This window comes from Clostridium sp. CTA-17 (assembly GCF_054767895.1).
The window spans coordinates 802,995-826,901 of sequence record NZ_BAAABF010000001.1; the positions used below are offsets into that span (position 1 = coordinate 802,995).

A 23,907-nucleotide genomic window follows, 5' to 3' on the forward strand; every position below is an offset into this window, starting at 1 on the left:
ATTTATTAATAAGAGGTTTATTATCCACAGTATATTTATTAAGTAAATCAATAATTTTTATTATTTTTAATAGGTATTTATTTCTTTTAGAAATTAAATAATATATAAATTTAGGGGGAAACCATGAAAAGAAAGATGATTATTAAAAAATTAAGTGTCTTAACTTTAGGTACTGTTTTTACATCTAATCTTATTTTACCATCAACATTAATTTATGCCTTTCCAAATGAAGGTATAAACTATAACATCCAAAAAGAAGTTGTAAAAGAAACAAAAGCAAGTGATTATTCTGAAATTGGAGGAGTAGAAAATTTTACTCAAAATGAAAACGATGTATTATTGAATTTAAGTACAGGAGAAAAGATTAGAATATCATTCTTGAAAGAAGATGTTTTAAGAATTTATATGGATCCTACAGGAGAATTTCAAGAGGAGCCAACTCCAAATAGTAAGGACCATATTACTAAAATAATTAACAAGACTGAGGAAGAATATGAAAATCCTACTCCAATAGTGGAGGATGGAGAAATAATAAAAATATCTACAAGTGCTGTTGAGTTAAGAATAGAAAAATCAACTGGAAAAATGGAGCTTTTTAATAAATTGAATAATAAAACTGTATGGAAGGAAGCAGAACCTTTAAAGCATAGAGAAGATAGCACTATTCAGACTCTTGAGTCAAATGAAGATGAGTATTTCTATGGTGGAGGAATGCAGAATGGAAGGTTCTCTCATAAGGGCAAAAAGATAAATATTAAGAATGAAAATAATTGGGTAGATGGTGGTGTTGCAAGCCCAAATCCATTTTATTTTTCAACTAATGGATATGGAGTTATGAGACATACGTTTAAACCTGGTGAGTATGATTTTGAAGCTTCCGAATCAGGTAAAGTTACAACAAAACATGAAGAGAATCGTTTTGATGCTTATTATTTTATTGATGAAAAACCAACAAATATAATAGATAAGTTCACAGAACTAACAGGAGAACCAGTTTTGTTACCTGAGTATGGATTTTATTTAGGACATGCAAACTGCTATTCTCGTGACTGGATAAATGATGAAACAGGACAAGAATCTCAAACACAAAAGCCTGGTTTTGATAGACAAGAGAGTTTAATGGTTGATGCTAAAAAAGTAGTTGATGACCATGTCTCTAATGATACACCACTTGGATGGTTTTTACCTAATGATGGTTATGGTTGTGGATATGGACGTGAAGAAAGTATAGATGGAAATATAGCTAATTTAAAAGAATTTGTTGATTATGCAAGAGGCTTTGGAATTCAAACAGGACTTTGGACACAGAGTTCTTTAAAACCTACAGGAAATCAAGAGGCCTATCTTGAGCGTGATATAGATAAGGAAGTTGGGGTTGCTGGCACAAATGGAGTTAAAACAGATGTGGCATGGGTTGGAGCAGGATATTCATTTGCACTTAACTCAGTTAGACAAGCCGCTGAAGGAATAATAAATAATTCAAAAGATAAGGCAAGGCCATTTATAGTAAGTTTAGATGGATGGGCTGGAACTCAGCGTTATGCAAGTATTTGGTCAGGAGATCAATATGGTGGAGAATGGGAATATATAAGATTTCATATACCAACATATATAGGTGCTGGTCTTTCAGGTCAACCTAATGTAGGCTCTGATATGGATGGCATATTTGGAGGAAGTAAATTAGTACAAACTAGAGATTTTCAATGGAAAGCATTTACTCCAGTACAAATAGATATGGATGGATGGGGAGCAAATGCTAAATATCCATATGTATTTGGAGAGCCTTATACTTCAATAAATAGAATGTATTTAAAATTAAAAGCAGAAATGATGCCATATAATTATAGTATAGCTAATGAAGCTACTAATAATGGAGTTCCTATGATAAGAGCTATGATGCTTGAATATCCAGAAGAATATACTTATGGAACTGATACACAGTATCAATATATGTGGGGACCTAATATGTTAGTTGCTCCTATATATCAAAATACAGATGCTGATTCAGAAGGTAATGATATAAGAAATAATGTTTATCTTCCAGATGAAGAACAAATTTGGATTGATTATTTTACTGGAAAGCAATATAGGGGTGGTGGAGTATTAAATAACTTTGAAGCTCCTTTATGGAAATTGCCTATCTTTGTTAAGAATGGAGCAATAATTCCAATGACTAGTGAAAATAATAATCCAGAAGAAAGAGATGATTCCCATCGTATTTATGAAGTATATCCAAGTGGAGATACAAGTTTTGAGGTTTATGAGGATGATGGTTTAACAACTGATTATAAGGAAGGAAAATCAGCTAAAACTATGGTAACTTCTAGTGCTCCAAAGACTGGAAAAGGAACTGCTGTTATTAATGTAGGATTATTAGAAGGAGACTATAATGGAATAGTTTTAGATAGATCAACAGAGTTTATAGTTAATTTAAGTGAAAAACCAAGCAATTTAGGTGTTACTTTAGGTGGTAATGATGTTCAGCTAACAGAAGCGCAAAGTTTAGAAGAGTTTGAAAAGGGAAGCAATATGTATTTCTATGATGAAACTCCAAATCTTAATAAATATGCTACTGAAGGTTCAGAATTTGCAAAGGTTGAAATAACTTCAACACCTAAGCTTCGTGTAAAAGTTGATAAAACAAATGTAAAAGAAAATGAAGTTGAATTAACCATTGATGGATTTAATAATACTCAAGATATTGATAAAAATGAAGTGAATGAAAGTTTGGGAGTTCCAGGTAATTTTAGAGCACTAGAAGAAGATATAACTCCTGAATCTATAAAATTAACTTGGGATGAAGTTGAAAGTGCTACAACTTATGATGTTGAAATTGATGGAACTATATTTAAAAATATTAAAAATACTGAGTATTTAGATACAGGATTGAATTATGATACTGAATATAGTTATCGTGTAAGAAGTGTAAATAAGGATGGACATTCTAAGTGGAGTGAATTGATAAAGGTAAAAACTGATTTAGATCCATACAGAAATGTGCCTAAGGATATGAAAACAGAGTGGAAATGGGGACAATATAGCAGTGATGAACCAAGTAAGGCTGTTGATGGAGATGATTCATCACAATTCCACTCACAAGATAGTGCTATAGATAAACCATTTATAATTGATATGCAAAAGGCATATACAATAGAAAAATTAGAATTATTATTTAGAAAAAATGGTAATGGTTCTGTTAAGAGAGCAGAAATATATAGTAGCTTAGATGGAGTAACTTATGAAAAAGTATTTAGTAATGCTGAAGGTTCAGATATAGCACCATGGACTACTGATGGAGAAGTTAAAACTATAAACTTTAATAAGCCAATAAAGGCTCGTTACTTTAAGATTGTAACTAAGGAATCTATAGGAAACTTCTTGGCGATGAGAGAGTTTAGACCTTATAAGGTTGATGGAACTAATGGACAGATTGTAGGAGATTGGAATAATAGTGGTTCAATAGAAGAAGGAGATTTAGTATTCCTAGAAAACTATGCCGGATTAACTACTGCTGACTCTGATTGGGGATATGTATCAATGGCAGATTTAAATAACAATGGTTTGATTGATGCTTACGATATATCTTATGTTTCTAGTAAATTGGAAGGTGGAGTAAAACCTTCAGAAGGATTAGAACTTCAAGGAGAGATGATGCTTGTACCAAGTAAATCTGAAATTAAATCTGGTGAAACATTTACTATTGATTTAGTAGGAACAGGTCTTTCAGATATTAATGCATTTAGTGCAGAAATTCCTTTAGATTCTACTAAGTCTGAGTATATTAAGACTGAAGGAACTGTTTCCACTTCTGGAATGAAAAATCTTTCAAAGGCAAGGGTTCATACAGATAATACCCAACATGTTTATGTGAATTTTACTAATATAGGAGATAATGTAAAAGTAAATGGAACAGATACAATTGCTAGAATAACATTAAAAGCTAAACAAAATATTACCTGGGATATGGAGATTAGCAATGCTTTATTAGTAGATAGCAAATTAAATTCTAAGTCAGCTATTGCTAAAATTGTTGATTTAGAAAGTGAATTACCATCAGGAAGACCAACTAGTAGTAAGGTTTCAAAAGAAAACATTACTGTAATTGGTGACTCAAGTCAATTACAATCAGGAATGGGATTAGATAAATTAATAGATGGAACAACAAGTAGTGATGATAGTTCACGTATGGATTTAAAATGGATATTTACTTCTGATCAACAAGATAAGGGAACTCTTCCTTTTGAAATGACCTTTAAATTTAATGAACCAAAAACTTTAGAAAATTTCACTATATACAATAGAATGAATTCAAATGGAACCATAAATATTGCAGCCATGAAAAAGGTTAAGGCTGTTGGATATTTAAATGGAGAAGAATTTGATTTAGGAGAAAAAGCTAATATTACATCGGCTACAACTGTTTACGAATTAGGTGGACAAGAATTTGATAAGATTGTAATTACTGCTTTAGATTCTCATAAAGATAAGAATACTTTAGCTATAAATGAAATTGAATTTTATGAGAAGAGTGAAGTGGAAACAACAGGAATAAGTTTCGTAGGAAATACTCCAGAATCAGTATATTTAAATAGAATTACTCCTATTTTTGCAGAAGTTACACCTGATAATGCAAATAACTTAAACTATAGATTAGATTCAGAAAACCCTGATATTTTGCAAGTTTTACGTGTAGATAGAGAGGATAAAGCGACTTATTATTTACGTGGATTAAATCCTGGAGTAGCAAAATTAGTTGCAACTACTGCTGACGGAAACCATAAAGTTGAAAAAGAAATAGTTGTTTTAGATGGAATTGATAAAACTCTATTAACTAAAGCTATAGAAGAAGCTAAATCCTATGAATCTTTAAGTGAGATATATACTATTGAATCTTATGAAGCTTTACTTGAGGCTATTAAACATGCTGAAGATGTATTAGAAAATAGTTCAAGTGAAAAAGAAATTGGAGATGCAATAATAAATTTAAGAAGCAAAATTTCAAAGTTGGAAGAACGTGAAACTGTAGAGGAGGATAAGATAGATTCTAGCAAGTTAGAAGCTATTCACGCAACTAGTGAAGCCGATAGAGATTATAAAGAGAATGCTGTAGATGGAGATGAGAATACCATTTGGCATTCAGCTTATCAAGCTGTAGATAAACTTCCAGTATCTATAACAATTAAGTTAGATAAAGCTTATGATCTCAATCAAATAGACTATTTACCAAGACAAAATAGTAGAAATGGTCATGTTACTGAGTATAAGATTGAAACAAGTTTAGATAATGAAAACTGGACTGAAGTAAGAACAGGGAACCTAGAAGTTAATGAAGCTGGTAATGCTTTGGCTAATAGAGGATATAATCCTATAAGATTTAATACTATTAATGCTCAATATGTAAGATTTACAGCACTTAAAACTTTAGGAGATACAAATAATAAGTATGCAAGTGCAGCTGAATTAGTATTCTACGGAAAAGAGGAGAAAGTAAGTGCTGAATCTATTACATTAGAAAAGACAGAGTTAAAATTAAATGTTAATGAATCAGAGCAACTAAAAGCTGTATTAAATCCTATAGAAAGTAATGATACTATTACTTGGACTTCAAGTGATGAGAGCATTGCTAAAGTAGATGAAAATGGAGTAGTTACTGGAATAGGCAAAGGAGAAGCCTTAATCACTGCTACAATACCTAATGGAAAATCTGCTACTGCCAAGGTGATGGTAGAAGATAGCGTTTCTGAGGAAATAATAGTTAGTCCAGTAAGAGACTTTAAAGCTTCTCAGGTTAATAAAAAAGATGTAACTGTAACATGGACTACTCCAGAATCAACTAATGGATTAGAAGGATATATACTCTATAGAGATGGAAAGAAAGTAGCTCAGTTAGAAGCGGATAAAACTTCATATATGTTTAATAAATTAAACAGACATACAATTTATAATTTTAAGATTGCAGCTAAGTATTCAAATGGAAAAATTTCAGAAAAGTCATCAATAACTATTAGAACAGCAAGGTAGATATTAGGAATTAATAATTATTCAAGGAGGATAAGTATAATTTTATTACTCCTTGAATATAATGATATACATTTTAGGGAGAGGGTTAAATTATGAGAAAAATAACAAATATAGTATTTATATTTATACTATTACTCAATTTAGTTGGTTGTATAGAAGGAAATTATGTTAGGGATACTTCTAAAGGTAGTATAGTAGAAATTAAATTAGATGATGCTATTACAATTGCTGAAAAAGAAGAATCTATTATACTTTTTACTCAGTCAACTTGTAAAGATTGTATAAATTTAAGGAAGATATTAAGTCCTTATTTAGAAAATCATAAAGTAAATATTAATGAAGTTGTTTTAGATAATGAAGGAACATCTAAAGCGGAAATTCAAAATAATAGAAAGAAAATAAATAAGGTTTTTCCAGAATTTGATTCTACCCCTTCAATGTATTATGTGAAAAATGGAAAAATAATTGATGAAATTTTTGAAGTGAAAAGTGAAGAAGAGTTAGATCAATGGGTTATAAAAAATAAGCTTGATGCTAAATAAATTATGGTGAAATTATTAATTAGGTTTATAAGAGATAAAATCTTTTATAAACCTTTTTATTAGTCATATTTAAAATTTTTACATATATTTAGACTTAAATAGCTTTTATATCTAGAAATAAACATTTATTTTAAATATAATATTTTCATTAAATTAATATTAAAGTTTATTTGTTAGCTATATATTTTTTATATAATATCTTTAAGCTTTTTTTAAGAGGTGATGATTTTGGGGAATTATATACTAGACACTAATGTTATTATAAAACTTTGGAATAAAGAAGAATTTAATAATATTTTACAGGAAAATGAAATTATAGTTATAGATGAAATACTTAAGGAACTAGCAAAAAAAGAAAGAAGGTTATTTAAGGGTGAATTAATAATGTCAGAGCGTTTTATGAAGTTAATTCCTTATAGAATTGAATTAGATAATATAATGACAGAAAATTTTATTAAAGAGATAAATTTTAATCATATAAAAGGTGAATTTTATTATTATAATGGAAAAAAGATAAGCAAGAATGACTTGTTACTTATAGTAGCTTTGAAAGAAAAATGTGAATTTTCTTTGATTACAGAGGATTTGAATTTAAGTTATATTGCTAAAGAGTTATTAGGAGAAAAGAGAGTTCTAAATATAAAAGATATTCTAATGTAAATTATAAGCTCATATTTGATATATATTTAAATCTTATGTATTATATTATATAGCAAGTTAAGTTTAATATTACTTTAACTTTAATCTATGATAGATATTTATAATGGGTCAATTTTAAAAGAGAAAGTTCACTTGAAGACATCAATAAAAATCAGAGATGAAAGTTTATTTTAGAAAAATGTTAAGTTTAACTTTAATAATAGATTGTAAGGTGAGTTTTAATGGATGATTTAATAAAAGCAATTGATAAGATTACAGAAGAGGAAATCATAAAACTAGTAATTAGTAATAAATTAAATAAGGATACTGAATATAAAAAAATAGTATTTCAGCTTAAAGAAAAAAATAAAAAGGATTTTTATCAAATAGAGAAATATACTGAAAAACAAGTTTTTCATGAAAATATAGAAAAAAAAGAACTTAAAGAGAAGATAGAAGAATTATTTGTTTCTAAATACAAGCAATTAAATGCTTTTTCTAAGGAAAGTTCTTTCGATCTTAAGGTTTCTAAAAAAGGGAAGGTGTTTTTAGGAATTAAGAAAAATAATGAGGCTTTAAAAGTTTTAAAGAAGGAACATAATAGAAAGAAAAACTACATATTAGAAGAGGGAATGATTATAGAGCCTCTTATAGACTTAGGAGTTTTTACTAAAGAAGGAAAGGTTATAAACTCTAAATATGATAAATACAAGCAAATAAATAGATTTATAGAAATAATAGATGATGAAATAAAAAAGATAGATCAAAAAGAGCTTACAATATTAGATTTTGGATGTGGTAAGTCATATTTAACATTTATATTATATTATTATTTTGTTGAAATCAAAAAGATAAAAGTTAATATGATAGGGTTAGATTTAAAGGCTGATGTTATAAAGAAATGTAATGAAATAGCTAAAAAATATAATTATGAAAATTTACATTTTGAGCTTGGAGATATAAATGGATTTAAATATAATAATAAAGTAGATATGGTAATAACATTACATGCTTGTGATACAGCAACAGATTATGCTTTATATAATGCAATAAAGTGGAATAGTAAAATGATATTCTCAGTTCCGTGTTGTCAACATGAATTTAATAGTCAAATAGAAAGTGAAAAGTTTTCTATACTTACTAACTATGGAATAATTAAAGAAAGAATATCAGCACTTATGACTGATTCAGTTAGAGCTAATCTTTTAGAGTGTGCAGGATATAAAACTCAGCTTTTAGAGTTTATAGATATAGCACATTCACCTAAAAATATATTAATAAGAGCAACTAAAGGAAATGTTTCTAAAGGTAAGAAAGAAAAGGCTTTAAGTGAGGTTAATAATCTTATGGATGAGTTTAATTTAAGTCCAACATTATATAAGCTTTTAAAAGATGATAACTTAATATAATTAATAAACTTTTAATTTAAGTAAGTTTGTGATTTAATAATCAATATTTTAAGAAAATTATAAAATTCGTAAATAGCTTTAAAGTTAATAAGTTTTTAAAATAGAGAGGAGAGTTTTTAAATTACTTTCCTCTCTATTTTTTGCTGATAGCTAATTTATATTTGATTTTATTAAAAAATTATAAAAAATACTTGTAATTATAAAAATATTATGTATAATTATTTGTATAATAGCGAACTATTAAATTTAAATTAGATATATAGTTCGAATAAACACTTTTAGGAGGGGCAAATTGAATATATTAAAAAAGACAACAAGTGTACTATTAGCTATATTAATCACAAGTTTTAGCTTAATTGCATGTGAAAGCAAGAAAAATGTAGAAGCATCTAAGGAAGAAAACACTATAGGAATCATAGGTGCTATGAATGAAGAACTAGAAGTACTTCTTAAGGATATGAAAAATCAAAAAGAAGTAAAGAGAAATGATTTAAATTTTTATGAGGGAGACCTATGGGGTCAACATGTTGTAGCTGTTGTATCAGGAGTAGGAAAAGTTAATGCAGCTTTATGTACTCAGATATTAGCAAGTGAATTTAAGGTTAAGTCTTTAATAAATATAGGGGTTGCTGGAGGTGTATCTAAAGATATATATCCAGGAGATATAGTTATAGGTGATACATATGTACAACACGATGTAGATGCATCTGTTTTTGGAGATAAAGTAGGACAAATACCTAGAATGGATGTTTATGATTTTAAAGCTGATGAGAAATTATTAAACTTAGCAAAAGATGCTGCAAAAAATGTTCCAGAGGTTAAAACTTATGTAGGAAGAATAGTATCTGGAGATCAATTTATTGCAGATAGTAATAAAGTTAAATTATTAGATGAAGAGTTTAATGCTAAGGCAGTTGAAATGGAGAGTGCAGCTATAGCTCAAGTTGCATATATTAATAAAATTCCATTTGTAATAATACGTTCAATATCAGATAATGCTAATAATGGGGCTCACATGGATTATAAAGAGTTTATACCTGTGGGAGTTAAAAATTCAACATCAATATTAAAATCAATGTTTGAAAATATGTAACAAAAAAATCCAACTTAAAATTAAGTTGGATTTTTTTGTTATTTAAATTAAAACTTTGGACTTATTTCATCTCTTTGAATTCTTTTTATCTCTTTTAATCTTAAGTTAGTAACCTCTTTTATTTTATCAAATGATTCACCATCAATAATCATTTGTTTAGCTATGTCATGGGCTGATTTATTATTATTCATTTTAAATACCTCCTAAAAAGAACTTCAATATATATTTTCCCTATAATTTTAGAAGATATTCTTTGATAACAGAGCTAAAAAAGTTAATATGTTACAATATATAAGGTTTTGTATCAAAACCTTATAATAAGACTTAATTGATACAAGACCTTAATATTAATTAGTCTTCATATAAATATTTTCTTGTCATAGGAAGAGTATTATTTATTCCTTTTGAGAATAGGATTTGATGTATGTCAATATCCCAATAGTGGAATGCAGCTGCACAAGTAGCAAGGTATAAATGCCACATTCTTAAGAATTCATCATCAAACATATCTCTTTCTTCATCTAAATGGTTCATGAAGTTTTTACACCATTCTTCTAATGTTTTCATATAATGAAGTCTTAAACTTTCTACATCTAATGTACGGAAGTTAATATCTGCTGCAATATTAAGCTCTTCTCTTAATGTTGGAAGGTATCCACCTGGGAATATGTATGTTGTAATCCACTTGTTTCCTTCTGTTTCTACAAGGTTAGTTATGTTATGTAATAGGAATAATCCACTTTCTTTTAATACAGAATCAACATTTTTGAAGAATAAAGGTAAGTTAGCGTGACCAACATGTTCTGCCATACCAACACTAACAATTCTATCAAACTCTAAGTTGGATTTTTCTAAATTTCTATAATCCATTAATTGAACATCAACTAAATCTTCAAGTCCTTCTTGTTTTATTCTTTCTTTAGCTTTCTTAAATTGTTCTTCACTAAGAGTGATACCTAAAGCTTTCACCTTATAAAGTTTAGCAGCTTCTATTATTAAGTAACCCCAACCACAACCTATATCTAGTAAATGTTGACCTTCTTTTAAATTAAGTTTCTTTAATATGTGATGTATTTTATTCATCTGGGCATCATAAAGTGTATCTGTTGGATTTTTAAAATATCCACATGAATAACTCATTGTTTTATCTAACCATAAACTATAGAAATCATTACCTATATCATAGTGATGTGCTATATCTTTTTTTGATTTCATTAAAGATGGCGCTTTTATTTTAGAAGCAAGTCTGAATACTGTATTTTTATTCATAAAGCTATCTTTATTACGAATAATACTTTCAAAGAATTTTTGAAGATCTCCTTCTATATCAATATCACCTTTCATGTATGCTTCACCTAAAGCTACACTAGGATCTGCTAAAAGTTCTTTTTTACTTGGGAAGTTTTTTATAATAACTTTGAATTCAGGATCACCATTACCATATTTAATGATTTCTCCATCCCAATACTCTAAGTCAAATGGTCTATCTGAAAGATGTTCAGCAATTGATTTGACTATACTTTTATTAATTTCCATAAAAAAATCACCTCATTTAATATTTATATTTTTATGATACTCCATATTTGTTAAAAAATCTTTTAAAAAATGTACTTTAATTCCTTGAATTTACTGAATCTAGTAAATTAATTAAAAAATACTTAAAAATACTCATAAAAATATTTAATAAAAAAAAGAAAATAACAAAGCAATATATTTTATGGAAAATATAATAAAAAATACATTTAAATACGTAATTTAATGTAAAATTAATAATTTTTAATAGTTATTTACTAAATAATATAAATTTGATATTATTTTTAATGGTACTAAATTTAATAAAACTAAGGAGGAAAATATGAGTTTATTAAAAAAAATAACCTTAGGTCTAATAGCGGTATCTGCAACTGTAACTTTTATGGCTTGTTCTGGAAATAAAAGTAATGAAGTAAATACTTCTATTAAATCATTAAGCACAAAAGAAGTACAAGAAAATTTAAAAGATAATTCTTGGATAGCTGTTGATACACGTTTAAGCGATTCATATAATGGATGGATATTATATGATGAAGCTAGGGGTGGACACATTCCAAATGCAGAGGATTTTTCTGCAAATTGGATAAAGGTTGATGCTAAGGATAAAGAAAAGAAATTAGATGAAGCCCTAAAAACTAAAGGTATAACTACAGATAAGAACATAATATTATATGATGCTAATGGAGAAGATTCAAAGGTAGTTGCTGATTATCTTTCAAAAAAAGGATATAAAAATCTTTACTCATATGATATTAAAGAGTGGGCTAGTGACAAAGATCTTCCTTTAGAGAAATATGAAGACTATAGTTTAATAGTTCCTGCTAAAATATTAAAGGAAGTTATTGATGGAAATAAACCAGAAACTTTTGAGAATGCTAAAAACATAAAAGTACTTGAGGCAAGCTGGGGAGATGAAAATCAAACATATGGAAAGGGACACGTTCCTACAAGTGTACATATAAATACAGACACTATAGAACCACCTCCAACTTGGATGCTTGCAGATGATAAGACATTAACTCAATTTGCTTCAGACTATGGAATTAATAAAGATGATACAATAATACTTACAGGTGCAGAGCAAATGGCTGCTTATCGTTTAGCTAGTGTTCTTAAATATATGGGTGTTAAAGATGTAAGAGTATTAAATGGAGGAGATGGAGCTTGGACTAGTGCTGGATATGAATTAGAAACTAAGGTTAATCCAAAAACTCCAGGAGGAGATTTTGGTGCTACTATACCAGCAGATCCTGAAGTAATTACTACTATACCAGAGCTTAAGGAAGACCTTAAAAAACCTGACTTTACTTTAGTTGATAACCGTACTTGGGATGAATATATAGGTAAAATATCAGGATATAGTTATCATGATAAAAAAGGCCGTATAGAAGGTGCTGTTTTTGGATACGCAGGAGAAAATGGTCCAACATCTTTAGAGTATTATAGAAATGTAGATAATACAATGAGAAATGGATATGAAATAGAAAAAATGTGGGAAGATCAAGGAATAAACCTAAAAAATCATCTTGCATTTATGTGTGGTAGTGGATGGCGTGCAGCTGAGGTTTACACTTATGCTAATGTAATGGGACTAAAAAATACATCTATATACAGTGATGGATGGATTGGTTGGAGTAATGGTGGAAATCCATCAATTACTGGAGAACCTACAAAATAGTTTATGGATAAAATAAAAAAAATACTATATCCAATAATAGTGATAGTTCAAGCCATATTATGGATTGGGGTAATTGCTATTCAATATTTAACTAATAAAAAAGCTGGTGTAATGCACCATGTTTATTTTAGGAAATATCAATATTCAAATAGCATAAGTATTGAAAATTTAAATATTTTATCAATTATAGCTTTAATTATATCTTTAGTATTTTTTATATGGTTTATTTATTCTATAAAAGCTAAAAAGAGTGGTTTTTATAAAATTCAAACTATAATAACAAGCATTATGGCTATTATATTAATGCTTGTTATAAAGCTAACATTTTTTCAAAATCTTTTAGCTTATTATTACTTTATAATGATAGAAATTATAGTTTTAGTAATTCAGATTTTATGGAATGTAATTATAGCTATAAAATATAAATAACAAAAAAACAAACCATCTTAGTATTTAATTAAGGTGGTTTGTTTTTATTTTGTCTAGAGTTTAATTCTTATTAATTTTAAATAGAACTTAAATAAATTATTCTCAATTTTAAAATTGAGAAATTTATTTCATAAAAGAATATATAATTATTTACTTGTATTATAAATTTTTAAATCAACATTGTTACTACTTATTTAATATCGTATATAATATACTCGTAAATGAGTATTAAATTAAAAAAGAATAAATAAAAAAATATATAAAATAATAAATAAGAAAGAAAAATTTAAAGGAGGAAATAAAATGAATGATAATCAAGTAGTATCTTTTAGAGATGAAAATGGAAAAAAGATTGAATATCTAGTTTTAGAACAAAAATTAATTTGTGGTGCAGAATATGTAGCAATGGCACCTAAAAATGATAAGACTCATGTGGAACTATTTAAAATTAATTTTGATAAAGATTGGAATGAAACTTTAGATTCTGTAGAATCTGAAAAGGAAATAAATATGTTTAAGCAAGTATCTAATTTGAAATTTTAATAATTTATATTTAATTTAAAATAAGTACATATAAATTAGAATTTGTCACTATAAAACATATCTATATAAATATTATAATTGTTTTAGGCTCTGTTTTAAGTAAATCTTAACTTTTAAAACAGAGCTTATTTTAAAAAGAGTTAGATAAGGGGGAGGGTTTAATTAATTTATTAATTAAGCTAATAATTATGAGAGATTTAAAGGTTATGACATTTAATTTAAAATATGATTTTAAAGCACAAGATAATAATGAATGGAGTCAAAGATGTTTAAGAATTACAAAGCTCATAAAAGAACATTCTCCAGATATAATAGGTACTCAAGAGGGGCTTATTCATATGTTAGATGATATGAATGATTTATTAGATGAGTATTCATGGGTTGGAGAAGATCGAGAAGGAAATGGGAAAGATGAATTTAATGCAATTTTCTTTTTAAATAATAAATTTGAAGTATTAGAGTGGGATCAGTTTTGGTTATCTAAAACTCCTAATATTAAGGGGAGTAAGGATTTTAATAGTAGTCTTCCTAGAATATGTACTAAACTGAAATTAAAAGATAAAATAAGTGGATTAAAGATAGATATATATAACACTCATTTAGATCATGAGAGTGAGCTTGCAAGGGAAGAGGGCATAAAAATAATATTAAAAGAAGTGAAGAAAAATTATAATGTTGAAAAAACTCCATATATAATAATGGGCGATTTCAATTGTTATTTAGAAGATAATCTTTTTAATATTCTTAGAGAAGAAGAAACAAACAATACATGCTTTAATGTATGTTATGATAATATACAAAATAATATAATGGGAACTTTTCATTATTTTAAAGGAGGATATGAGGGGAGAATAATAGATTATATAATCTATTCTGGTGATTATGAAATAAAAAAATTAAGTATAGATGATAGAAAAATAGAGGGGGGATATCCTTCGGATCATTACCCAGTAATATGTGAATTAGAATTAAAATAGCAGTATATTCGTAGTATGTTGTCTTATTAATTTAATAAGGTATAATATAAATGGATTAAAAATTAATTGTAAATTATAATACAGTTTATTTTTAGAGTTTTTAATTTTTTAAATCTAAATTAATCTTTTTATTAAGTTTTAGATTTTGACAAAATTTATAGCAGCATAATACGGAGGATAAAATGATTTTAAACACAAAAAGAGATGGACATGTTCATAGTACTTATTGCCCACATGGTAGCAATGATAGTCTAGATATGTACATTGACACTGCATTAAGAAATGGTATTACAGAAATAACTTTTACAGAACATATGCCACTTCCTATGGAAGACCCTTCTCCAAGAAAAAATAGTGCTTTACCTATGGAAAGATTAGAGGAGTACATAAAAGGAATAACTGAGCTAAAAGAAAAGGTTAAGGATAAAATTAAAGTTAATGTAGGCTTAGAGGTTGATTATGTGGAAGGGTATGAAGAGGAGACTAAAGCTATATTAAATAAGTATGGAAAATATTTAGATGATGCAATTCTTTCAGTTCATATAGTGAAGTTTCAAGGAGAGTATTATCAAATAGGTAATGGATCAGATATGATTGGTGAATTAGTAGAGAAAATTGGCGGAATGGACAAACTTTATGATCTATACTATGAAACTATGTTAAAGTCAATTAAATGCGATCTAGGAGCCTTTAAACCTAAAAGAATAGGACATCCAACTTTAGTTAGAAAGTATAAAGCAGATTTTCCTAATGAAAAATATAATATTAAGCTTTTAGAGAGTATTCTAAAAGAAATGAAAAAAGGAAATTATGAAATTGATTTAAATACTTCAGGTCTTAGAAGAGAGAAATGTGGAGAGGTACATCCTCAAGGAATATTTTTAGATTTATGCTTAAAGTATAATATACCTATGGTATTAGGATCTGATTCTCATAGTTCAAAATATGTTGGAGTAGAGTTTGAGAAGGTTGCAAATATGATTTTCCCAGATTCAGAAGCAATATAAAAGACACTATAACTTATATAAATTTATTGAAAAATTTGTATGAGAAGAGATTTTAAAATAATTATTTATAAAGTTTTAATTTATAGATAATAAAAAAGCACAAGGAATAATTCCTTGTGCTTTTTTATTAATTACCGTATATAATTTTTTTAGTAACATCATTGTAGAACATTGTGTTTGGATAATCATTTTCAATTTCTTGCGCGTATTTTTTAGATTCAGCACTGTTACCTTCTTTATTATATAAAATAGCTAAGTTATATAAACATTGAGGTGTGTACATAAAATCTTCAGCATCTGGCTTTGCTTTATAATCCTTTAAATATTCTTGGAAATACTTGATTGCCTCTGTATTTTTATCTAAGTTTTCATAAGAAGTTCCCATGAAATAAATTAAGTGAGGTCTCAAGTAAGAATCAGATGAAAAGGCATATGCTTTTTCAAAGTCCTTAAGGGCATCTTCATATTTTTTCTCTTTAAATAAATCTGATCCTTTTAAGTATAAATCCTTAACACCATCAGTTTTCATTAAATTTTCTGCTTTATTATAAGCATCTAATGCATCTTGAGGTACTTTATCCTTAGGAGTAGAAGTTAATAGTGTATAAAGAGAATTTATATCATTATTACTAATAGCTTTATTTAATTCATCAGCAGTAAGAGTCTTAGTTTCTGTTTCTTTTTTTGAATCTTCATTTGTCTTATTGTCAGTTGGATTTTCAGCCTTGTTAGCATTATTATTAGCTTCTTCACTTGCTGTTATTTGATTTTTACTAGCATCTGTAGTTTTTATATTTTTTGTTACTCCATAAGCAAGTAATAAAACTATAGCACCTGAAACAGCTACAGCTATATACTTAACTGGTTTCTTTTTGTTAGATTTTTTAGCATTAGATTTCTCGTTTTTAAAGTTAGGAGTACTAATAACCCTAGGTTCATTATCATCCTTAGGTTTATCTTTAGATTTTTTAACTTCATCTTTTTTGTGGAAATCTACCTTTGTCACATTATCAAGATTATTACTTTCATTCTTTGAAGTTTCTTTAACTGGATGATCCATTTTTATGTCATCAATCTTAATATCTTCTTTAGGTTTTTCTTTATTTATCTTAATAACTGGAGCTTGTTCAACTTTTTTATTTTCTTTCTCTTTTTCGGTGTCTTTAGGTAATGGCTTAATTTCAGAATCTCTCTTTTCTAACTGCTTAGCATATTCTTTTTGAGCTTCTTCTTGAAGTCTAGCCTTAATTTCATCTTTCATAGTTTCACTAAATATAGTGCTCATTGCTAGTTTTTTTTCATCTAAATTATTAAATTTATCAAGTTTTGTTCTAGCTTCTTCATTATTATTGTATTCAGCATTTATTTTCCATGAAACGATAGCATCACTTATTCTGTTAAGTTTTTCAAGAGCTCTTCCTTCTAATATAAGTGCTTCCTCGTTATTATAGTCCTTATCAAGTACTTTTTCACATATATCTAATGCTTCTTCATAATTTCCATTTTCATATTGAGCTAATGCTTTTTTAAGTTTTTTATCGTATTTACTCATAGCTTTATAGCTCCTCCTTTTTCAATAATTTTTATCAAACATATTTCGATAAAATAAATAAGTATCTGTCTAAATTCTAATTATACATTATATATATAAAAGTTTACAATATATTTTTGGCAAAACTATGTCAATGTTATTATTTTTTTTACAAAATAGGATTTTATTATAGAAAAAGGAGCAAAAATAGTAAAATTAATCTATTTAGGCGTTTTATTAAATTCTAATAATTAACTTTAAAATAAAACTTATAAATTAATTAAAAAGAACTATAAACAAAGTCTAAAATTATTTTTTATTAATCAAAAATAATGTGGACAAATGTTTATAGTTCATATTTAAATATCTTAATGTTTTAATATTATTAAATTAAAAAGTCATTATATACAGCATCAGAAGGCATTCTCCAATCACCTCTAGGAGAAAGTGATATAGAACCAACCTTTGGTCCATCTGGAAGAGCAGAACGCTTAAATTGTTGAGTAAAGAATCTTCTTATAAACTTATCTAGCCATTTTTTTATAGTTTCTTCATCATAATCATTTTTAAATGCTTCATTAGCTAAGAATAGTATTCTCTCAGGACTTGATCCATGTTTTATAAAATGATATAAGAAGAAATCATGAAGTTCATAAGGGCCAACAATGTCTTCTGTTTTCTGAGCTATTTTACCTTCTTTATCTTTGGGTAATAATTCTGGACTTACAGGAGTATCTAAAATATCTAATAAAGCTTCCTTAGCATCATTTGAAATTTCATGATTAGCAAAATAATTAACTAAAAATCTAACTAAAGTTTTAGGAATAGAGCAGTTTACTGAGTACATTGACATGTGATCTCCATTATAAGTACACCATCCTAAAGCTAGTTCAGAAAGATCTCCAGTACCTATTAATAAGCCACCTTCTTTATTAGCTAAATCCATAAGGATTTGAGTTCTTTCTCTTGCTTGAACATTTTCATATGTTACATCATGAATATCTTTATCATGACCTATATCTTCAAAATGTTGAAGAGCAGCTTTCACTATATTTATTTCTCTAAAATCACAGTGAAGTTCTTTGCATAGAGTTACTGCATTATTATATGTTCTATCTGTAGTTCCAAAACCAGGCATAGTTATAGTTATTATATTTTCTCTTGGTATATTTAGCATATCAAAAGTTTTTACCACAACTAGTAGGGCAAGAGTAGAATCCAATCCTCCTGAAATACCAATTACTGCTTTCTTAAGGTTTGTATGCTCTAATCTTTTAGCAAGGGCAGCAGCTTGTATGTTTAATATTTCTTCACAACGCGCTTCCATAGCATACTGAGATTTTGGTAAGAAAGGATGTTTATCTATTTCTCTATCAAAGTTTTTAATTTCTATATTTTCTAAATTAAAAGGAATAAATCTAGGTTCATTATTTTCATTAAAAGTTGAATTTCTAAAACTTATATTTTTTATTCTTTCTGCATCTAATTTAAATAAATCAACTATACCAGTTAATAAATCATTTTCTCTTTTGAATCTATTATTTTCTTTTATAACAGTTCCATTTTCAGCTATTATCATGTGACCACTAAATAATAAATCTGTAGTTGATTCATGAACTCCTGCTGAAGAATAAATATAAGAACACATTGTTCTAGCACTTTGGTTTTGAACTAATGCCTTTCTATAAGAACTTTTTGATACAAGTTCATTAGAAGCTGAAAGATTACAAATAAGGTTAGCACCCATTAAAGCTAAATTAGAACTAGGTGGTATAGTAACCCAAAGATCTTCACAAATTTCAAAACCTACTTTTAGATTTTTAAATGAGAATATTAAATCAGTTCCAAAAGGTACTTCCTTTTGAAAACATAAATCAACATTTAGTCCTTTTATATTAAAACCTTCTGTAAACCATCTTTTTTCATAAAATTCAGAGTAGTTTGGTATATAGCTTTTTGGAACTATACCTAAAACTTCTCCATTTAATATTACATATGCGCAATTATATAAGGAATATCTATATAAAAAAGGAGCACCAACAGCGATTAAAATATCTTTACCTTTAGAAAATTCAACTAGATTTTTTATTGCTAAATTACAATTTTCAATTAACTTTTCATTGGTAAATAAATCTCCGCAAGAGTATGCTGATATACTTAGCTCGGGAAAAACTAAAACCTTAACTTCTTCTTCTATAGCATTTAAAATCATAGTTTCTATTTCTTTAAGATTGTATTTTGTATCGCTTATTTTTACTTTAGGTGAAGCTGCACCTACTTTTATGAAATCCATAGCATCATCTCCAGTATATTTTTATTTTTAGTATTTCTATAGTAATAAAAGTTTATCCTTTAAGTAAAACTAGATTTTTTAAATAATATTTTCTTATAGTAGTAACTTTTACTAAATAAAACTATATATTAAATATTAATGTGAATTTATAAGAAAATCAACTAGAGATAAATAGTATTTATTAACTCTTAGTGCGTTTAAAAATATTATTTTAAAAAGTTAAAAATAGTACTTGCAAAAATAATGTATAAACTGTATAATAAAGTAAATATTAATAAAAAGTTAAAATTAATAATAAAAAAGGAGGGGACAAACTATGCTGTGGCTTTGGGTAGTAGTTATTCTAGCTGGAATAATAATAGACTATTTAAGTTCTGATGTTCTATTTGTTGGATTTTCCTTTGGGGCTTTAGGTGGTTTAGTATTAGCATTTCTAGATGTAAATGTAATATTACAATTCATACTATTCTCCATAATAACAATTTTATTTTTCTTCTATGTTTATCCTAAAATTAAAAGAAAGATAAAAGTAGATAATATAGGAACAAAAACCATGGAACAATCCTATATAGGAAGAAAAATTATATTAGATGAAAATGTAGAAGATTCATCATTGATTAAATTTGAGGGGATTTATTGGACATTTAAAAGTGTTAGTGGCCCATTAAAGAAAGGGACAGAAGTCGAGATCATAGGAATAGAAGGAAATAAAATTCTAATAAAAAAATAAAAACTAGGAGGGGTTACTCATGGTAGCTACTGTAATTATTATAATCTTATTATTAATAGTGGTATTTGCAGCAATTTCATCAATCAAGGTTGTAAATACAGGATATGTTTATGTGTTAGAACGTTTTGGACAATTTAGTAAAATTTTAGAGCCAGGTTGGCATTTAGTTATTCCTTTCGCTGACTTTGTAAGAAAGAAAATTTCAACAAAGCAACAAATTCTAGATATACCTCCACAATATGTAATAACAAAGGATAACGTAAAAATTGAAATTGATAATGTTATATTCTATAAAGTATTAAATGCTAAAGATGCTGTTTATAATATAGAAGATTTTAAATCAGGTATAGTTTACTCAACAATAACAAATATGAGAAACATAGTAGGTAATATGTCTTTAGATGAAGTTTTATCAGGTAGAGATAAAATAAACTTAGAGCTTTTAACAATAATAGATTCTATAACAGATGCTTATGGTATAAAAATACTTTCTGTAGAAATTAAAAATATAATTCCTCCAGCTGAAATTCAAGATGCTATGGAAAAACAAATGAAGGCAGAAAGAGATAAGAGAGCTACTATATTACAAGCTGAAGGTTTAAAACAAAGTGAAATAGCAAGAGCAGAAGCTGAAAAACAAGCTAAAATTTTAAGAGCTGAGGCTGAAAAAGAAGCTAATATAAGACATGCTGAAGGTTTAAAAGAATCTCAATTACTTGAAGCAGAAGGTAAGGCTAGAGCTATTGAAGAGGTTTCAAAGGCAGAAGCTGCAGCTATTGAAAGAATAAATACTTCAATAATTGAATCTGGAACTAACGAAGTAGTAATTGCTTTAAAACAAGTTGAAGCATTAAAAGAAATGGCAGCAAATCCAGCTAATAAGCTTATTTTACCTAATGAAGCAGTTTCTTCTTTAGGAAGTATAGCAGCTATTGCTGATATTTTAAAAGAAAATAAAGAGAATAAATAATTATTATTAGGAATATACTATTTTTGAGTCTTTAAAAAGGCTTACGTAGGCATTAATTTTTTCCCTTTGCTTTAAAAGAGTAAAGGGATTTTTTTATTTAGGTATAAATTAGTAATTTATATATTCATAAAAAAATGTTATCATATAAAATGTAATTTCAATGTAGAAAGAGGATTTTAAAATGAGTAATTATTTTTGGTGCGATGTAAATTTAAAAAATATAGAGAATAACATAAATGTAATAAGAGATTTAATACAAAATAAAAAGCTAATTGCAGTTATAAAAGGAGATGCTTATGGACTAGGCAGTAAAAAAATTGCTGAATTTATAGAAGATAAGGTTGACATAATAGCAGTAGGTAATATTGATGAGAGCTTATGCTTAGATAATATTAATAAGGATATACTTATCTTATCACCTTTATGTACAAAAGATGATTTTAAAGATGAAAGAGATAATTTAATATTAACTTTAGATAATGAGGAAATATTAAATGAATTAGATAAGGAAACAAAGAAGAGAGTACATATATATGTAGATACAGGTATGAACAGAATGGGTATAAAGCCTAACAAGTTAGATTCATTTATAGAAAGAGTTAAAAATGAATTTCCTAACCTTGAAATAGATGGTATCTATACTCATTTACATAATGCTAAGGATGTTAATTATACCTTAAAACAAATAGAACTATTTAAATCCACAGTTGAAAAGTATAGAGATAAAGTAAGGATAATACACTGCATGGCGTCAAGTGCTATTGTAAATGATCAATTAAGAAAAGCTTGTGATTTTACTACAGGGGCAAGAGCTGGTAATGTGCTTTATGGATATATAGGCTTTAATAAGGGAATTAAAAAAACTTATGAATACTATGCAAAACCAGTAAATACTTATAAAGTTTCAAAGGGACAAACTGTAGGATATGGTTGTCTTTTTAAGGCAGATAAGGATATGGAAATAGGAATAATTGAATGTGGTAATGTTCATGGGTTAGGCATAAGTAGAGAAATTAAAAATAATGTTTTCTATGATATATTTAGAATGATTTATAGAAGATTTAAAGAGAGAAGTGTAATATTTAATAACAATGTACCTGTAAAAATATTAGGAAAAGTAAATATGAATATAACTATTATCTCTATGGAAAACTGCTCTAAAGATTCAGTTTTAAAAGTTGATATTTCACCTATAATATCAGATTCAAGCATAGAAAAAAGATATATTTATTAGAAGTAAAAATTTATATTTTTAAGAAACATAAGGCTAAACAAATCTAGTCTTATGTTTTTTTTATTTTTTGTAATATTTTAAGAGTTAAAACACTACCTTTTAATATAGCCTAAAAAGAATAATGCTAATGAAATATTGATTTATTAAAATCACAATTAACTAGTATTTTTAAAGTAGTGTACTAAGGATTTTAGATTTTTAAATTATTTATTTATGGGAGGGAAAATATCATGAAAGAAAATCTAAAATTAGGCATTATACTTTGTTTGATAACCTCTTTTGCAGGAGTATTCTTAGGATTTGCAAATGAATTTACAAAAGAAGTTATTGCTCAAAATTCAAAGTTAAGTGCAGATGACTTAAAAGAAATATTGCCTAACGCAAATAAATTAGAAGATTTTACTTTTGAAAAGAATGAAGATTCAACTATATCAGAAGTATTTCAGGCAAAAAGTGATTCTGAAAATGAAGGATATGTTATAAAAGTTTCTCCAAAGGGATTTAATGGCCCAATAGATATGGTTGTGGCCATTGATAAGAATGGAGAGATTAGTGGGATTAAAGTATTATCCCAAGCAGAGACTCCAGGTTTAGGAGCTAAGGTTGAAGAAAGTTCTTTTTCTGAAAAATTTAAGGGTTTAACCATTGAAGATAATATAAAAATAGTTAAAACTGCTCCAAGTTCTCAGGGAGAAATTCAAGGAATAACAGGAGCAACTATATCATCAAATGCTGTTTCAAGTGGAATAAATGATGCCATTAGTTTTTATAAAGAAAATATTTTAGGAGAAGATCTATCAAAGGAAAAGATATTAAATTTATCAAAGATTAACTTAGAAGGAGATCTAAAGGAATTAACTATTGAATTAGAAAAAGGAATAGATAAGGTTTCTATAGTGTCTAATGGAGAAAAAGAGATTGGTTATGCCATAGAAGCTAGTGAAGTTGGCATGTATGAAGACAAACCAATTAAATTTGCTATTGGAATTTCAACAGGTGGAATAATTACAGGGGTACAAATACTGGATCATAAAGAAACTGCTGGCCTAGGAGACTTAATAGAAGAGGAAAGCTTTTTAAATTCTTTTATAGGAGTATCTTCCTTAGATAAACTTTCAGTTAAAGAAAACACAAATGAAATTGATTTAAGTGTTTATGGTGAAGTGGTTAATGTTGATTCAATAAGTGGAGCAACTAAGAGCTCAATGGCTATTATAAAAGGTATTACTAATGTAATTAATTTCTATAATAATAATCTTAATTAGATTAGGGAGGGAT

General features: G+C 27.3%; 18 protein-coding genes. 14 read left to right on the forward strand and 4 right to left on the reverse strand.

Annotated elements, in window-relative coordinates; genetic code table 11:
• The first annotated feature begins 123 nt into the window (after nt 1-123).
• The 5 genes from ACYUCG_RS03480 to ACYUCG_RS03500 all read left to right on the forward strand — a co-directional run bounded on the left by ACYUCG_RS03480 (nt 124) and on the right by ACYUCG_RS03500 (nt 9,704).
• Complete coding sequence (locus ACYUCG_RS03480) at nt 124-6,021, forward strand: discoidin domain-containing protein (protein ID WP_460268149.1); 5,898 nt, start codon at nt 124-126, stop codon at nt 6,019-6,021.
• A gap of 92 nt (nt 6,022-6,113) precedes the next feature.
• Nucleotides 6,114-6,563, forward strand: a complete 450-nt coding sequence (locus ACYUCG_RS03485; RefSeq protein ID WP_131442151.1) for a YbbN family protein — start codon at nt 6,114-6,116, stop codon at nt 6,561-6,563.
• Nucleotides 6,564-6,791: 228 nt separating this feature from the next.
• On the forward strand, nt 6,792-7,223 hold the full coding sequence (locus ACYUCG_RS03490) for a PIN domain-containing protein (RefSeq protein ID WP_460268150.1): 432 nt from the start codon (nt 6,792-6,794) through the stop codon (nt 7,221-7,223).
• A gap of 221 nt (nt 7,224-7,444) precedes the next feature.
• Nucleotides 7,445-8,611, forward strand: coding sequence for a class I SAM-dependent methyltransferase (locus ACYUCG_RS03495; protein WP_240298148.1), 1,167 nt, complete (start codon nt 7,445-7,447; stop codon nt 8,609-8,611).
• A gap of 292 nt (nt 8,612-8,903) precedes the next feature.
• Nucleotides 8,904-9,704: a 5'-methylthioadenosine/adenosylhomocysteine nucleosidase gene (locus ACYUCG_RS03500; protein ID WP_139933272.1), complete on the forward strand. Its 801-nt coding sequence runs from the start codon at nt 8,904-8,906 to the stop codon at nt 9,702-9,704.
• 47 nt (nt 9,705-9,751) lie between these two features.
• Here the strand turns inward: ACYUCG_RS03500 and ACYUCG_RS03505 are convergent, their stop codons facing one another.
• Both ACYUCG_RS03505 and ACYUCG_RS03510 read right to left on the reverse strand, forming a co-directional pair.
• Nucleotides 9,752-9,895: a hypothetical protein gene (locus ACYUCG_RS03505; protein WP_181159608.1), complete on the reverse strand. Its 144-nt coding sequence runs from the start codon at nt 9,893-9,895 to the stop codon at nt 9,752-9,754.
• A 160-nt stretch (nt 9,896-10,055) separates the two neighbouring features.
• Nucleotides 10,056-11,240 (reverse strand): SAM-dependent methyltransferase, encoded by a 1,185-nt coding sequence (locus tag ACYUCG_RS03510; protein ID WP_139933273.1) that lies wholly within the window; start codon nt 11,238-11,240, stop codon nt 10,056-10,058.
• A gap of 319 nt (nt 11,241-11,559) precedes the next feature.
• Here ACYUCG_RS03510 and ACYUCG_RS03515 point away from each other — a divergent pair, with 319 nt between their 5' ends.
• The 5 genes from ACYUCG_RS03515 (at nt 11,560) to hisJ (ending at nt 15,871) form a co-directional block, all read left to right on the forward strand.
• Nucleotides 11,560-12,915: a rhodanese-like domain-containing protein gene (locus ACYUCG_RS03515; protein WP_415341698.1), complete on the forward strand. Its 1,356-nt coding sequence runs from the start codon at nt 11,560-11,562 to the stop codon at nt 12,913-12,915.
• Nucleotides 12,916-12,918: 3 nt separating this feature from the next.
• Nucleotides 12,919-13,344 carry a hypothetical protein gene (locus tag ACYUCG_RS03520; protein ID WP_460268151.1) on the forward strand — a complete coding sequence of 142 codons (426 nt, stop codon included), beginning with the start codon at nt 12,919-12,921 and terminating at the stop codon, nt 13,342-13,344.
• Between the two features lie 303 nt (nt 13,345-13,647).
• Nucleotides 13,648-13,887, forward strand: a complete 240-nt coding sequence (locus ACYUCG_RS03525) for a DUF1292 domain-containing protein (protein WP_003448834.1) — start codon at nt 13,648-13,650, stop codon at nt 13,885-13,887.
• Nucleotides 13,888-14,075: 188 nt separating this feature from the next.
• Nucleotides 14,076-14,864: an endonuclease/exonuclease/phosphatase family protein gene (locus tag ACYUCG_RS03530; RefSeq protein WP_329744675.1), complete on the forward strand. Its 789-nt coding sequence runs from the start codon at nt 14,076-14,078 to the stop codon at nt 14,862-14,864.
• A 182-nt stretch (nt 14,865-15,046) separates the two neighbouring features.
• Nucleotides 15,047-15,871, forward strand: coding sequence for a histidinol-phosphatase HisJ (gene hisJ / locus ACYUCG_RS03535; RefSeq protein ID WP_003458543.1), 825 nt, complete (start codon nt 15,047-15,049; stop codon nt 15,869-15,871).
• A 127-nt stretch (nt 15,872-15,998) separates the two neighbouring features.
• Here the strand turns inward: hisJ and ACYUCG_RS03540 are convergent, their stop codons facing one another.
• Together ACYUCG_RS03540 and ACYUCG_RS03545 are read right to left on the reverse strand one after the other, a co-directional pair.
• Nucleotides 15,999-17,423 (reverse strand): tetratricopeptide repeat protein, encoded by a 1,425-nt coding sequence (locus ACYUCG_RS03540; RefSeq protein WP_283704357.1) that lies wholly within the window; start codon nt 17,421-17,423, stop codon nt 15,999-16,001.
• Nucleotides 17,424-17,787: 364 nt separating this feature from the next.
• Nucleotides 17,788-19,695, reverse strand: coding sequence for an NAD(+) synthase (locus ACYUCG_RS03545; protein WP_460268152.1), 1,908 nt, complete (start codon nt 19,693-19,695; stop codon nt 17,788-17,790).
• 316 nt (nt 19,696-20,011) lie between these two features.
• Here ACYUCG_RS03545 and ACYUCG_RS03550 point away from each other — a divergent pair, with 316 nt between their 5' ends.
• The 4 genes from ACYUCG_RS03550 (at nt 20,012) to ACYUCG_RS03565 (ending at nt 23,894) form a co-directional block, all read left to right on the forward strand.
• Nucleotides 20,012-20,425: an NfeD family protein gene (locus ACYUCG_RS03550; protein ID WP_003448822.1), complete on the forward strand. Its 414-nt coding sequence runs from the start codon at nt 20,012-20,014 to the stop codon at nt 20,423-20,425.
• A 19-nt stretch (nt 20,426-20,444) separates the two neighbouring features.
• Complete coding sequence (locus tag ACYUCG_RS03555) at nt 20,445-21,395, forward strand: SPFH domain-containing protein (protein ID WP_003448807.1); 951 nt, start codon at nt 20,445-20,447, stop codon at nt 21,393-21,395.
• 181 nt (nt 21,396-21,576) lie between these two features.
• Nucleotides 21,577-22,629 carry an alanine racemase gene (locus ACYUCG_RS03560; RefSeq protein WP_057257713.1) on the forward strand — a complete coding sequence of 351 codons (1,053 nt, stop codon included), beginning with the start codon at nt 21,577-21,579 and terminating at the stop codon, nt 22,627-22,629.
• 230 nt (nt 22,630-22,859) lie between these two features.
• Nucleotides 22,860-23,894 (forward strand): RnfABCDGE type electron transport complex subunit G, encoded by a 1,035-nt coding sequence (locus ACYUCG_RS03565; RefSeq protein WP_460268153.1) that lies wholly within the window; start codon nt 22,860-22,862, stop codon nt 23,892-23,894.
• The last annotated feature ends 13 nt before the right edge of the window (nt 23,895-23,907 follow it).